This window comes from Embleya sp. NPDC005575 (genome assembly GCF_040605455.1).
In the GTDB taxonomy this organism is placed as follows: Bacteria; Actinomycetota; Actinomycetes; order Streptomycetales; family Streptomycetaceae; genus Embleya.
Genome location: NZ_JBEXCV010000047.1, coordinates 16,834 through 30,322, shown reverse-complemented (window position 1 = coordinate 30,322; position 13,489 = coordinate 16,834). Strand labels below are relative to the sequence as shown.

General features: G+C 70.3%; 9 protein-coding genes and 3 pseudogenes. 9 read left to right on the top strand and 3 right to left on the bottom strand.

All coding sequences use genetic code 11. The features are described 5' to 3' along the window. Positions 1 to 68: 68 nt before the first annotated feature. Entirely contained in the window at positions 69 to 491 is a 423-nt protein-coding gene (locus ABZS54_RS18070; RefSeq protein ID WP_355536350.1) for a VOC family protein, read from the bottom strand. Positions 492 to 637: 146 nt separating this feature from the next. Between ABZS54_RS18070 and ABZS54_RS18065 the strand changes: the two are divergent. The 5 genes and pseudogenes from ABZS54_RS18065 to ABZS54_RS18045 form a co-directional block, all read left to right on the top strand. Continuing rightward, positions 638 to 1,120 (top strand): annotated as a pseudogene (locus tag ABZS54_RS18065) (HAD family phosphatase); the annotation flags it as partial. 31 nt (positions 1,121 to 1,151) lie between these two features. Continuing rightward, positions 1,152 to 1,271: pseudogene (locus ABZS54_RS18060) on the top strand (IS5/IS1182 family transposase); the annotation flags it as partial. Between the two features lie 170 nt (positions 1,272 to 1,441). Beyond that, entirely contained in the window at positions 1,442 to 2,305 is an 864-nt protein-coding gene (locus tag ABZS54_RS18055; protein ID WP_355536347.1) for an SAM-dependent methyltransferase, read from the top strand. 273 nt (positions 2,306 to 2,578) lie between these two features. Continuing rightward, positions 2,579 to 4,648 carry a SpoIIE family protein phosphatase gene (locus tag ABZS54_RS18050; RefSeq protein ID WP_355536433.1) on the top strand — a complete coding sequence of 690 codons (2,070 nt, stop codon included), beginning with the start codon at positions 2,579 to 2,581 and terminating at the stop codon, positions 4,646 to 4,648. 478 nt (positions 4,649 to 5,126) lie between these two features. Continuing rightward, on the top strand, positions 5,127 to 5,387 hold the full coding sequence (locus ABZS54_RS18045; RefSeq protein WP_355536344.1) for a hypothetical protein: 261 nt from the start codon (positions 5,127 to 5,129) through the stop codon (positions 5,385 to 5,387). A 532-nt stretch (positions 5,388 to 5,919) separates the two neighbouring features. On the opposite strand, the pseudogene ABZS54_RS18040 reads toward ABZS54_RS18045, so the two are convergent. Next, positions 5,920 to 6,387: pseudogene (locus ABZS54_RS18040) on the bottom strand (transcriptional regulator); the annotation flags it as partial. A gap of 196 nt (positions 6,388 to 6,583) precedes the next feature. On the opposite strand from ABZS54_RS18040, the gene ABZS54_RS18035 reads away from it, so the two are divergent. From ABZS54_RS18035 to ABZS54_RS18025, 3 genes are all read left to right on the top strand, one after another. After that, positions 6,584 to 7,606 carry a zinc-dependent alcohol dehydrogenase family protein gene (locus ABZS54_RS18035; protein ID WP_355536341.1) on the top strand — a complete coding sequence of 341 codons (1,023 nt, stop codon included), beginning with the start codon at positions 6,584 to 6,586 and terminating at the stop codon, positions 7,604 to 7,606. A gap of 45 nt (positions 7,607 to 7,651) precedes the next feature. Then, positions 7,652 to 8,053 (top strand): cupin domain-containing protein, encoded by a 402-nt coding sequence (locus ABZS54_RS18030; RefSeq protein WP_355536338.1) that lies wholly within the window; start codon positions 7,652 to 7,654, stop codon positions 8,051 to 8,053. A gap of 228 nt (positions 8,054 to 8,281) precedes the next feature. Beyond that, the gene (locus ABZS54_RS18025; RefSeq protein ID WP_355536335.1) at positions 8,282 to 8,824 is read left to right on the top strand and encodes an anthrone oxygenase family protein; all 543 of its coding nucleotides are present in this window, start codon (positions 8,282 to 8,284) and stop codon (positions 8,822 to 8,824) included. Positions 8,825 to 9,237: 413 nt separating this feature from the next. Here the strand turns inward: ABZS54_RS18025 and ABZS54_RS18020 are convergent, their stop codons facing one another. Next, positions 9,238 to 10,227, bottom strand: coding sequence for a phospholipase (locus ABZS54_RS18020; RefSeq protein WP_355536332.1), 990 nt, complete (start codon positions 10,225 to 10,227; stop codon positions 9,238 to 9,240). Positions 10,228 to 11,089: 862 nt separating this feature from the next. Here ABZS54_RS18020 and ABZS54_RS18015 point away from each other — a divergent pair. After that, on the top strand, positions 11,090 to 12,586 hold the full coding sequence (locus tag ABZS54_RS18015) for a hypothetical protein (RefSeq protein ID WP_355536329.1): 1,497 nt from the start codon (positions 11,090 to 11,092) through the stop codon (positions 12,584 to 12,586). The last annotated feature ends 903 nt before the right edge of the window (positions 12,587 to 13,489 follow it).

Below are 13,489 nucleotides of genomic sequence, written 5' to 3'. Positions count from 1 at the left end.
CTGTCGTTCTCGTGCCAAGCCCGCGGGGCCGGTGCGAAGGCGCTGTCCGTCGCACCGGCCCGGACGGGTCAGCCGTTGTAGGGGGCGGTGACGTCCAGGACCCAGGTCACGCCGAAGCGGTCGCTGAGCATGCCGTACAGCGGCGCCCACTGCGCGGCCGCCAAGGGCCGAATCACCGTCGAGCCGTCCGACAGTTTCTGCCACAGGGCGCTGATCTCGTCGGCGTCGTCGCCGCGCACGGAGACGAAGAAGGGGTTCTCGCCCTGGTTCCAGGGCAGTTGAGAGGGCACGTCGTAGGCCATGACATGGAAGCCGTCGTCCCCGGCCACCTCGCCCCACATCACCCAGTCCGCCTCGTCCTCGTTCTGCACGTTGCCGGCGTCCTTGTAGGTGACGGCGACGACCCGCCCGCCGAAGACGGACTGGTAGAAGTCCAGCGCCTCGCGCGCGGCCCCCCGGAAGTTCAGGTGGGTGGTGGTCGTAACGGACATGGCCCGCTCCTTGCCTTGGGTTCCTCGGATGTGCGCCGCTGCGACGGAAGTGGCACGGCGCGGCCACCGTGACCTGGGGCTGTGTCCCCTAGGCGGCTCGTGGACCACCATTGCAGGGGTAGCGGACAGGTTGTGTCCTGTACTGGGTGGCCCCGGAGCAGGACCCGCGGGAGTGCCTGGCCGTGCTGCACGAGCTTGAGGATGAGGACGTCCGGTCCGGTGTCTATGCCGCTTTCGACGGTGCATCCGAGTTGCTGCCCGGCCTGCCCTCGGGTTGCTGGGCGCTGGTGACTTCGAACTACGAGCACCGGGTGCGTGGGCGGTTTGCCCGGACCGGGCTACCGATTCCGGGTGTGCTCGTGGATGCCGCCGCAGTCGCGGAAGGCAAGCCGTCACCGGTTCCCTACCTGCTTGCCGCCGAACGACTTGGCGCCAGGCCGGAGGACTGCCTGGTCATTGAGGACGCCCGCTCCGGAGTCGAGTCCGGGCTGCGGGCCGGCATGACGGTGTGGGGAGTCAACGCCTCGGTCCCGGTGGACGGCGTGCACCGCCACTTCGCGAGCCTGTACGAGGCAGTGCCCGACATCCTCGCCTTCACGACGGGCTCGCACCGGGACTCCACGGTCTGAGCGCGCCGTTGGCGACGGTCCGGCGGCACCCGGCACAGTGCTCGCGCTCCGCTCCCGCCGGCGGTTCCGCCAGGACACCGTGCCGATCGTGGACGGCGCTCTGGTGCCCACCCGCGACCATTCCGTCGCCGAGCAGTCCAAGAACCACCGCGTTCCGCGTCCGTCGCGCACCGCACCGATGAGCTGACATATGGGGTTCCGCACGGCTATTTCGCCAGTGCGGCGAGACGCGGTGCGGGGCGTCGCGGACCTGCGCAGGATCGAAGACACGCGCTAGCGTGCGGGGGCAGGCAGAGAACCGCGGAGAAGGTGGGTACGTCGATGGTGGAATCGAGCAGTACGTGGCAGTTACCTCGGGAGGAATCGGTCGGGAACCATGTGCCGCCGGGCATCGACGTGACCCGCCCCCATCCGGCGCGCATGTACAACTACTACCTCGACGGCAAGGACAATTTCGCCGCCGACCGTGACGCGGCCGAGCAGGTCATCGCCGCGGCCCCCAGTGCGCGGCCGTCGGCTCGTGGAAACCGGGTCTTCCTCCGGCGCGCGGTACGACATCTCGCGCGGCACGGCATACGCCAGTTCCTCGACATCGGCACCGGTATCCCCACCGCGGGCAACACCCACGAAGTCGCACAGGACGTGGCGCCCGACGCACGGGTGGCGTACGTGGACAACGATCCGATCGTGCTCACCCACGCGCGGGCGCTGATGCGCAGTTCACCGCAGGGCCGTACCGCGTACGTCCAGGCGGACGTGCGCCGGCCGCAGTCGGTCCTGGCCGATCCCCAGGTGCGCGAGGTCATCGACTTCGATCGGCCGACCGCCGTATTGCTGGTCGCGTTGCTGCACTTCGTGCGCGACGAGGAGGATCCGCGCGCGCTCGTGGCCGAATTGCGTGACGCCTTGGCCCCCGGCAGCTATTTGGTCCTTTCGCACACCAGCGCCGACTTCGACGCGGAGCGGGCCCACAACGGAGCGCGGGTCTACAACCGTGCGACGGCGCCGGCGGTGCTGCGCACACGGCAGGAAATCCTGTCGTTGTTCGACGGATTCCGTCTGTTGCCGCCCGGGTTGGTACCGCTTCCCCGGTGGGACCCAGACGACGATCCCGACGACGGTTCGTACGGGACGTTCGACGAGAGCCTGGTGTGGCTGTACGGCGCTGTCGGCCGCAAGGATTGACTCGTCGGGCCGCGTCGCCGACACCGTGACCCACGCGGCACACCCACCCGTTCGTCGGGCCGCTCCGCGCCGCCCGACGAACGCCGGTGGAGGATTCGTGAACGCGCCCACCGCCCGGCTGTGGCCCGTGTCGATCAAAGGCGTCGTCGTCCACGGGGGCCATGTTCTGCTGTTTGCTCCGCCCGGCTCGGGGGCTCAGCATGGAAGAAGGGTCGCGCGCGCGGCTGCGAGGGCTGCCCTTGGAGGGAGCGTTCCAGGATGGCGGATGTGCCGATGCCTCCCGAAGGCGAACGATCCGAGAACGAGGCCGGCCCGTCGCCGCCGGGTGGCCTACTGGACTTGCTCGGTGTCGCTGCGATCGTCCTGGACACGAGCGGGCGGATCGTGTTCTGGAGCCCGCAGGCGGACGACGTGTTCGGTTACTCCGCCGAGGAGGCCCTGGGCCGGCATGCGGAAGAGCTTTTGGTCCACGCGGAGAACCGGGATTTGGTGCACAAGCTGTTCGCCGAGGTGATGGGCACCGGGGCCAGCTGGGCGGGCGCCTTTCCGATCCGGCACAAGGATGGCGGCACCCGCCTGGCGGAGTTCCGCAACATGCGGCTGCTGGACGACCTCGGCGACGTCTACGCCCTGGGCATCGTCGCCGACCAGACCACCCTGCGGCGGGTCGAGACCGACGTGGCCCTGTCCGAGCGCCTTGTCTCGCAAGCGCCCATCGGCATCGCGCTGATGGATACCGATCTTCGCTACCTCCTGGTCAACCCGGCCCTGGAACGCATCAACGGCATCCGCGCCGCCGACCACATCGGCGCCCGCCCGCACGACATCGTGCCGTTCCTCGATGTCGACACCATCGAGTCCGCGCTGCGGCACGTGCTCCTGACCGGCACACCGCTCATCGACCAGTACACCGTCGGCCGCACCCCCTCGGACCCGGACCACGAACACGCCTGGTCCGTGTCGTACTACCGGCTCGAAGGATCGAACGGGAGGGTGATCGGCGTGGCGACCTCGGTCGTCGACGTCACCGAACGGCACCGGGCGACGACCGAGGCGGACCGGGCTCGGCGCCGTTTGGCCGTGATCGCCGACGCGTCCGCTCGGGTCGGTACCACCCTGGAGGTCGAGACGACCGCGCACGAGCTGGCGGACGTCGCCGTTCCCGAACTGGCCGACCTCGCTGCGGTGGACGTCCTCGACGCCGTCCTGGCCTTCCGCCGCACCACCGCCCCGTCCGACGGTCCGGAGCTGTTCCGTGCGCTCGCCGTCGCCGCCGACCACCCCACCGAGGCCGCCGCCGCCTACAAGGCCGGCGACCTGGCCGCCTACGGCGCCGACCGACTGATCACCCAGTGCGTCCACACCGGCCGGCCCGTCGTCGTCGCCCACACCGACCGAGACGACCTCCTGCGGATCGCCCGCAACTCCGACGCCGCGAGCGCCTTCGCCCGGGCCGGTGTGCACTCCTACCTCGCCGTGCCGCTGATCGCGCGCAACGAAGTTCTCGGCGCCTTCGACCTGATGCGCGCCGGCAACCCGCTCCCGTTCGACGAGGACGACGTGATCCTCGCCGTCGAGCTCGCCGCCCGCGCCGCCGTGGCCATCGACAACGCCCGCTGGCACCAAAGCGTCCGCAATGCCGCCGAGACCCTCCAGCGCAGCCTCCTGCCCGGCGAACCGCCCCCGCTGACCGGACTGGACTTCGCGTCCTACTACCAGCCCGCCGAAGCCTCCAGCGAGATCGGAGGCGACTGGTACGACGTCATCCCCCTCGCCGACGAAAAGACCGCCCTGGTCATCGGGGACGTCATGGGCAACGGCATCGACGCCGCCGCAACCATGGGGCGCCTGCGCACCGCCACCTGCGCGTTCGCCGACCTCGCCCTCGCTCCCGACGCGGTCCTGCAACACCTCGACAAGATCACCCGCGGGCTCGAGCACTACATCGCAACCTGCCTCTACACCGTCTACGACCCCCACCGCCGGCAGTGCCACATCGCCAACGCCGGGCACCTGCCGCCCGTCCTCGCCCACGACGACGCTCCACCGGAACTCCTCGACCTGCCCACCGGGGCGCCCCTGGGCGTCGGCGGCATCCCGTTCCTGACCACAACCTTCGAGCTGAACCCGGGCGACCGTCTCCTCCTCTACACCGATGGCCTCGTCGAAACCCGCCACCACCCCATAGACGAGCGCCTGGATCTCCTGGTCCACACCCTCGCACAGCCACGTCGACCCCTTGGGGAGATGTGTCAATGGCTCGTGCAGGCGCTACGGCACCCCGACGATCACGACGACATCGCTCTCCTCATCGCCCAGGCCACACCGCTGACCCCCACCTGATGCCGACCGGCCGGCAGCCACCGACAACGAATGGGCCGGTGTCATTGCCGCTCCCGGCATCGCCCTCGGCGACAGGTGGTGACACTGAACATGCTGCCCGACTTTCCCGGCACCTGTTGCTCTTCGCGAACGTCCGAGCGAATCCGGGCGGGCCGGCGGGGCGTCGCGTCGACGCGCGGGACGCCGTCCGTTACATCGAACACATATCCGATTCACTGCCCGAGCGTCTCGCCCGCTGCTGGATCACCAGCTCGCATTCGAATGCACGCACCTAAAGTGCCGGCGCGTGGCGGGGACCGAGGACGCCGAGGCGCTGAACCGGGCCCCTGGCCGCGGGCCGCGGGCCGCGGGCCGCGCGGATGCGCGCCATACGAACCCTGATCACCGCCCGCGAGGACGCCGGCGCGCGGGCGGGCCGTCCGCGTAGCCGCGCGTTCCGGCGCCGGCGGGTCGAGACGGGTCGACGCACACTCGGATCATGGAGATCCACGCGGCGCACGGCTACGTCACGGTTCCCGGTCACGGGGACGTCGAGGTCACGGCCGATCTGTTCGACTGGCCGGTCGACGGCGACACCCTCCCCCACACCTGGAGCGGGATCATCGACGGCGGGCCCGTCCTGGAGACCGGCGCCGAAGGTGTCCTGCATCTCGACACCGAGCCCACCGCGCTCGGGCACCGGTTCGTCGTCGTCGCGAGCGCGGACCACGTCGCCCGGATCAGCGGACGCGAGACATGAGTGGCGCCTTCCACACACAGGACCGATACGACGGGCCCGCGATCGTCGCCGCCGACGGCGCGAGCATCCCGGTCGAGGCCCACCTGCGCCTGGAAACCGGAGGCACCTGGGGCGGACGCGTGTGGACCGACGACCCCACCGTCGACATGAACCGCATCGCCTCCGCCACCACCCGCCTCCTGCGCGTCGACCAACGCGCCGCCTCCTTCACCGTCGACCGCGTCCTGGACCGGCACGCCCACATCACCGGCACCGGCATCGCACCCTTCTGATTGGCGGCCCCGGCCCGCCGGACCCATTCCGACGTCGCATCCTCCGGGGCCGGATCCGGCCTCAGTCGATGCCACGCGGGATGGCGCAGCAGGCCGGCGCGGGTGCGCGTGGCGTAGGCGATCTCCCCGAGCAGGCGCGGCAGGCCCGTCGCGAACGCGGAGTCCACCGCGATCTCCGCGACGAGTTCGGGAGCGACCGGGAGCATGGAGCGCTTGTCGCGGGAGCCCCAGGCGGGCGAGAACGTACGGCCGTGCCAGGTGTAGACGGTGAGGGTGAGGCCGGGTTCGGCGGCCATGTCGAGCCCTTCGTAGGCGAGGGTGAGTTCGCCGACGACGGCGTGGTGGAAGCGTTTGGTGCCGGTGCCGTGGTGGCGGACGTTGTGGGCGCCCCAGCGGGTGCGGAACGCGTCGCTGCGGGTGGACAGTTCGCCGACGAGGTCGTGGAGGTCCTTGTCGCGCGGGTTGCGGCCGGCTTCGGTGCGCAGGATGGCGACGCAGATGTCGGCGGCGAGATCCCAGTCGGGGTAGAAGCGGCGCGCGGCCGGGGCGAGGAACTGGAAGCGGGCCAGGTTCGCGGGACGCCCGCCGGGGCTTTCGGATGCGAAGGCGTACGCGTCGGCGTAGAAGGCGCGGGCGAGCGCGTTGGCGGCCGGCAGGTCCATGCGGCCGTTGCGGACGAACGCGGGCCCGGCGGTGACCGCGTCCAGAGTCCCTTGCAGGCTCCCGTGCAGGGCTCCGGCTTCTGTCGCGTGTACGCGGCGCTGAGCGCCCTGGCCCGGGGGCGCGGGTCGGCCGGGCATACGGGTGAGCGTGGCTTGCCTGCGCGCGCGCCTGACCCGCCCGGTTCCGGGGCCCGTCCTTGAATGGCCCGAGTGCCCGGCGGCCGCGCGGCGGCCGCCCTCCGGAAGAAATGGGAGCACAACCATGCGCGGTGTCGTGATGCACGCCCCCGGCGACGTCCGGGTCGAGGAGCGCGAGGACCCGGCGGTCCTCGCCCCGACCGATGCGGTGATCCGCCTGGCGGCCACGTGCGTGTGCGGTTCGGACCTGTGGCCGTACCGCGGGATCGAGCGGCTCGCCGCCCCGGCCCCGATGGGGCACGAGTACGTCGGCGTCGTCGAGGAGGTCGGCAGCGCGGTCACCGCGATCCGCCCCGGGCAGTTCGTGGTCGGGTCGTTCTTCGCCTCGGACAACACCTGCGAGATCTGCCGCGCCGGCTACCAGTCCTCGTGCGTGCACCGCGAACCGGTCGGCGCGCTCGGGTCGCAGGCCGAGCGGCTGCGCGTGCCGCTCGCGGACGGCACCCTGGTCGCCACCCCCGGCATGCCCGACGACGACCTGGTCCCCAGCCTGCTCGCCGCGTCCGACGTGCTCGGCACCGGCTGGTTCGGCGCCGTCGCGGCCCAGGCCGGGCCCGGCAAGACCGTCGCGGTCGTCGGGGATGGCGCGGTCGGCCTGCTCGCGGTGCTCGCCGCCAAGCGGCTCGGCGCAGAGCGGGTCATCGCGATGAGCCGCCACGAACCCCGGCAGAAGCTCGCCGTCGAGTACGGGGCGACCGACATCGTCGAAGAGCGCGGCGACGCGGGCGTGGCACGGATCAAGGAGATGACCGGCGGGCTGGGCGCGCATTCGGTAATCGAGGCGGTCGGCACGCAGGAGTCGATGATGCAGGCCATCCGCTCCACGCGCCCCGGCGGGCACGTCGGCTACGTCGGCGTCTCCCACGACGTCGCGCTGCCGGGCGAGGAACTCTTCTTCTCCCATGTCCATCTGCACGGCGGGCCCGCGCCGGTGCGGCAGTACCTGCCGGAGCTGATCGACCTGATCTGGCGCCGGGAGATCGACCCCGGCAAGGTCTTCGACCTCACCCTCCCGCTCGACCAGGCCGCCGAGGCCTACCGGGCGATGGACGAACGCCGCGCCATCAAGGCCCTGCTCACCGTCTGACGCGCGCCTGCCCGACCCGCCCGCTCGACCCAACGGAGTTTTCCGATGCGTCTCACGCCCAGCGCCCCCACCGCCACGGGGCCGGCCGACCGGTCCACCGGCGACGTCTACCTGAACATGATCGCCGCGCCCGCCGAACCGGCCTACCTGGTCGCGGCGTTGGTGCGGTTCACCCCCGGCGCCCGAACGAACTGGCACTCCCACGCCCTCGGTCAGGTCCTGCACATCACCGACGGCGTTGGCCTGGTCGGCACCCGCGACGGCCACGTCGTCCGCGTCACCGCCGGCAACACCGTCACCTGCCCGGCCGGCGAAGAGCACTGGCACGGCGCCACCGACACCACCCTCATGGCACACCTCGCCCTCACCGTCGGCGACGACACCGGCGACGGCACCACCTGGCTGGAGCCAGTCACCGACGAAGAGTACGCAGCCGCCCTCGCCTGAAACCTGCCGGACGCAACACTCTTTCCGTAATCCGCCCGGGTCGGGCGCGGAGCGCTCCGGACCGGAACCGAAGATCGGTAACCCGGGGGTTAACAGTGCTTCCGGGAACGGCCGTTGTTCGACCGGAGCATGCACGCGATTCTTGAGGTGTCGCAGAACGGAGCGGCCGGTCGCGGAAACCGCGCACCGCCTCTCCCCCATCCTCTTTCGTTTCGCTTGGAGTTCGCCATGGCCGCCTTCGACCACACCCTCATCGCCCCCGCCCCCCAGTCGATCGCCACCACCCGCGACACCGTCGGCCGCTGGCTCACCGCCGGAACCGTCGCCAACACGCTCATGGCCGGCACGTACGTCGCGTTCTCCACCGTCGTCATGCCGCTACTCGGCACCAAGGGCGACGCGGACTTCGTCCACTCGATGCAGCAGATCAACACCAACATCGAGAACCCGCTGTTCTTCGCCGTTTTCACCGCCGCGCTCGTCGCACCCGCCGTCGCCGCGTGGAGGCTCCGCAAGCGTGGCGGCGGCACAACGCTGCGGTGGGCGGTCGCCGCCCTCGCGCTTTACACGACGACGGTCCTGACCACCTCGGGCATCAACGTCCCGCTCAACGAGATGCTCGCCGGCGCCGGCAGCGTCGACCCTGGCAAGACCCGCGCCGACTTCGAGACCACCTGGAATATTTGGAACGGCATCCGCGCCGTACTCTCCACCGCGGCCGCCGTCGCCATGGTCAAGGCCACTCGGGTCTACCGCCGCAACCACGCCTGAACGATGGGGAGCGCAGGATCCACCGCTCTCCGGCACCTCCTCGTGCTCACACACGGTTGCGTGGGTGCCACACACTGGCCGACACCGGCTTCCTCCGGTGAATCGATCGGCCCGACGATCTCAGCCTCGTTCCGGTCCGGCGATGTGGCCCAGTACCCGGATGATGTCACGTTGTGGACGTCGCTCACGAGGCGGCCGTCTCCACCGCGTCGGCCGGGTATCGGGTCTCCACGCGCCCCCTCGACCTGCACGACCACCATGGCAATCTGCGCGGTGTACGCGACCGCGACGACGACCGGCACCGGCCCCCTTCCTGTCGAGAGGGGGCCGTCGGCCGGGAACGGCGGCCGACGGCCCGAGGCAACCCACGGGGACGCGGAACGGTATTCATCCGGCCCCGGAGCCGCGTGGTGCTACCTGAACAGGCGGTCGCTGCTGTTGGCCATGCGGTGGGTGCCGCTGTGTGCGTTCACCCAGTCACGGACCATCTTGACGGCGTTGCCGCATTGCCAGTTGTTGTCGTAGTCGCGCACCCCCGTGTAGGCCCCGTAGCCCGCGATGATGCCGTCCACGCGTGCGTCGCCCAGGAGTTTGTCGACGTACCAAGGATCGTTGTAGGTGGTTGTCCAGGACAGTGTGGCCGCGAGTCGTCCGGCGGCGCGGTCCCGGGCGCCCTTCTTCAATTCGGCGCACGTGTTCCGGGTGGCCTCGGTGCAGTTGCCGAACCCCTTGGTGATGTCGCTGTCGCCGTAGTCCATCGCCCGCCGGCCGGCCGGGAATCCGGAGCCGGATCGGTCGAACGCGTTCACGACCTGGTCGCGGGTCCCGGTCGTGGTGATGCCCTCCAGCGGGCCGAGCCTGCCCTCCAGGCTCTTCCAGCCCCTGCCGCCGACGTCCGGGGTGCCGCCGCCGTGGTACTCGTAGAAGCCGTAGAGAACCTGGATCCCGGCCGCCGTCAGGCGCTGTGCCTTGTCCCGCAGTCCGGCGACGCTGCACGTGCGGTTCGGCGCTTCCCCGCAGTAGTTCGGGTCCTTGATGTCCAGCCAGACCAGCGCCAACCGGCGCCCCGCCTTGGCGTTGGAGACGATGCGGTCGAGCATGGCGTCGAAGCTGGGGCCCAGCCGGTTCTCACCGGCCGAGGAACAGTCGTGCCAGGCACGCCACTCGTTCGGATTCCACCAGGCACAGACGTCGATCTCGATGGCGTTGGCACCGTGGTTGATCGCGGCGTCCACGCCGTCCAGGGTGTCGACCCGGTGCGCGATGGCATAGATCGCCTGACGCTGATCGGCCGCCGCCGCCGGAGTCGTACCGAGCAGGGTGGTGGCGACGAGCCCGCACAGGGCCGCCAGCAGCGCCAGTAACATCCGTGGGCGGGTGACACGCCGTAGGTGAGTGGTCAAGAAGCTACTCCTTCATATAGGTGTCCCGAAGCGCACGACTACCGATCGCCGACATCCGCGTCGGCGTCGGCGTCGGCGGGCGGGTGCGCGCCGGATCGGCTGCCGCAGGTTCCGGCGAGAACGCTCGCTCGGTGAGCCGACCGGGGGGCGACCCCGCGATCGTCACAAGGCCGTGGGCAGTTGGTGTGTCGGCTGCCGACGCCGGGTTCTCGACGCGAGCATCCACAAACGTCACGCCGCAACCACGCTTCGGGTTGCATGCGGGTTACGGGCGACCGCCGTGTCGTATCCCGACCGGCTCCGCAGCCAATGGATCCGCCACGCAACGTGCGCGGCCACGCCATCGCCTCACGCGACCATCTCGTGCGCGGCCACGGCGCCCTACGGTGCTCGGTGTGCACCGCCCGTCCCGCCATGCCCGTCCCCTTTGGGCGGTCGGGCATGGCGGGACGGGTGCCCCTTCAGCCAGGCAGGTCAATCGGCGAGGGCGGCCACATAGGACGCCGCGCACGACTCCGGCATGGCGAGTGGTGTGACGACGTGGCGGTCGACGGTCACCTGCGGGTCGAGCGGGACTCGCATCGGGTACTGCCGCCATCCGGGGTCTGCTGTCAGCGGCGGACCCGGCGCCCGCGTCAACGACGACCGCACCCGCGAAACGTTGGCCCGGCACGTCGGCGGCTCCCCGATTCCGTGCACCGCCCGCCGCACGTGCGCGTTGCGCCGGTTCGCCGTCCTGTCGAATCAACGCGTTTTGTCCCACGGGGAGTTGATTCGCTGTCAGAATTGTCGGGTGCCGTCGCCCGCCGCGACCTTGTCCCGCTCGTGGCGTCGAGCGCGGCGGGGGATTGGGGGTGCGGCAATGACCGAGCACACGATCGGTGGGGCAGGCAATACTCCGCCCGAGCGGCCCGCGAACGAGGCCGAACTGAAGCCCGCACTGCACTTGGTGCTGCGGGGCCAGGCGAACAGCGCGATGCAGAAGTGGAAGGACAACGCCAACCAGCAGATCGACGCGCAGCTCGCGCACATCGCCGACCCGGTGCGACGGGCGCTGTGGAAGGCCCAGATGGCCGCGCTCATCGACCACTTGGCGCTGGGGATGTTCGAGGACCTGAAGGCCCACTTCGACGATTCCGTCGCGTCCGCCCTCGCGGAGCTGCTGTCGGTCCGGCACGACGACATCATGAGCGCCGACGTGACCGGCGCACGGCTCACGACCGCCACCAAGGACCGGCTCGGGGCGTTCACCTCGCCCACCAAGCTGATGAACGACCTCCTGGCCGCACTGCCCGGCGCGAACGGCGAGCTGGCGGCGTTCGCCCAACGCTCGACCACCGTCGAACTGCACCGTACGACCGCACTGGCCTCGTACACCGCGGCGTTCGACGAACTCACCGCGACCGTTGCCGATGCGGACGCCGCTGTGCTCAATATCGGCTCGTTCCAGCTCACCGTGATCCTCGAACCGCTCACCGCTCCGCTGGCCAAGCACCGCAACATCGCCGTGCCCCTGCTCCACGTCACCACGGTCACACTCGGACAGCAGATCGACGTCCGACTCGGCACGTCCTACACGCTCTCCGAGGACCAGCAGAAGCAGCAGATCACCAACCTGTGCGCGGCGCCGATCGGCGCGGTCGTCACAGCGAACCTGAACCTGTGCGGCAGCGTGAGCCTGGTCCGCCCCGAGGTCGTCGACCGGTTCACGTGCCTTTCCGGGATGGAGGCACCAGCGCTGAAGGCGTGCACGTCGATGGTCGCGTTCTACGGCAAGCCGTGGCTGGTGTGCATCGCAGGCCTGGAGCCGGAGGAGATCGCGCAGGTCCTCGCGCACTGTCGGAACGAGACGATCCTCGCCGCGCTCAAGAAGCGAATGCCGGCGAAGTCGACCACGCTCGAACTGTCCAAGGCGGTCAACGTGCTCGCGTGGCGCGGCGTCGAGTGGGATTTCGTGTGCGCCACGATCCACAAGCTCGGCTACGCGGAGATCCAGTGTCCCGGCGGGGTCACCGCGCTGACCTGGATCCCCATTCACGAGTCGTGGGTTCCGCGGGCCTTCTGCACGGCGAGCATGGAGACCGACCTGGCCTGCCTGAAGCACATGAAAGAGGAGACTGGGAAGACGCCCTCGGGCGTCAAGCTCACAAGGTACTTCGCCGAACTGGTGGCCGTCTGCGTCGAGGCCTGCGCGCAGTGGCGCCACGCGGGGCGCCCGGCGGACTTCAAGGTGGTGGTGCAGCCGGAGCAGGGGGTGGCCGTCTGGACCATCCGCATCCGCAACCTGTACGGGAAACCCCAGGTGTTCCACGTCGACAGCGGGTATGCGAAATCCCCGTGGGTGAAGCACCCGAACTGACCGGTCTCCGAGGGCCGGTGCGAACGCCACACGGTGATTCGCACCGGCCTTCGACGGAACCGGCGGCACGGCCGTCAGCGGGGCGACGACGTACATCGAGGCGAACTCCGCGTCGGTCGGGCGCGTGGGTCCGCGAACCGCTCGGGGTAGGCCTGGTTCGACCGGGCCTCGACGGTCGTGTACGCCGTCAGCGGCGTGATGCTGCCTCCGAAGTCGTCACGACCGACCGCGACATGGGCGTTGTGGATCGGCCACAACTTTGGCGCCGTCTCGTGCCAGGTGTGGTTCGGCTTCCTCGCGGGCGCGGTGTGCCTGTCGGAGTCCCTCGGACAAGTCGGCGATCTCGGTGGGTGGTTGCCATCTGTTCGGCCCGATACCGCTCTTGGAGGGCGTCGGGCTCGAACTGGCGTTGAACGCACCACACCTGCGGCGCCCCAACCCACACACCCCACCCCCCACGAACCAACGCCAGGTCACACGAGCCGACAGGGCATCACAGTTGGCCGGACGCACGGAATCACGGCTTCGAAGAGTCGTCTTCGAACCGAACGCCCGTATGAGCGACCGGACACCGTCCGGTGCGTGTCAGCCGTGGGCGGAACGGCAGATGCGGGCTTCGGGGGCATCGTCTGTCCGGCCGCTGAACCGAACGCCGAAGCCACAGGCGGCCCAGGGGTCGACGGCGCCCGCCCTGGACGTGGTGCGGTCGGGTTGACCGCGTCGGGGTGATGTCTCGGACCCGGAGGAATGGTCGGCGCGGTCCGACGCGCCGGATCCACGGGACGACGGGGAGGATCCGGTCGATCGGGTGTCGGCGCGCGAGCCCTCTCGCTGGTCGGGAGGTGCCATCTCCGCCGAGGTCGCGGGTGTCGCGGCGCCGGTGGAGCCGAGGGGATTCGTCGT

Excerpts from the sequence above, each read along its gene's own strand:
- ABZS54_RS18070 (WP_355536350.1), bottom strand. The coding sequence starts at position 491 with ATGTCCGTTACGACCACCACCCACCTGAACTTCCGGGGGGCCGCGCGC.
- ABZS54_RS18055 (WP_355536347.1), top strand. The coding sequence starts at position 1,442 with ATGGTGGAATCGAGCAGTACGTGGCAGTTACCTCGGGAGGAATCGGTC.
- ABZS54_RS18050 (WP_355536433.1), top strand. The coding sequence starts at position 2,579 with ATGCCTCCCGAAGGCGAACGATCCGAGAACGAGGCCGGCCCGTCGCCG.
- ABZS54_RS18045 (WP_355536344.1), top strand. The coding sequence starts at position 5,127 with ATGGAGATCCACGCGGCGCACGGCTACGTCACGGTTCCCGGTCACGGG.
- ABZS54_RS18035 (WP_355536341.1), top strand. The coding sequence starts at position 6,584 with ATGCGCGGTGTCGTGATGCACGCCCCCGGCGACGTCCGGGTCGAGGAG.
- ABZS54_RS18030 (WP_355536338.1), top strand. The coding sequence starts at position 7,652 with ATGCGTCTCACGCCCAGCGCCCCCACCGCCACGGGGCCGGCCGACCGG.
- ABZS54_RS18025 (WP_355536335.1), top strand. The coding sequence starts at position 8,282 with ATGGCCGCCTTCGACCACACCCTCATCGCCCCCGCCCCCCAGTCGATC.
- ABZS54_RS18015 (WP_355536329.1), top strand. The coding sequence starts at position 11,090 with ATGACCGAGCACACGATCGGTGGGGCAGGCAATACTCCGCCCGAGCGG.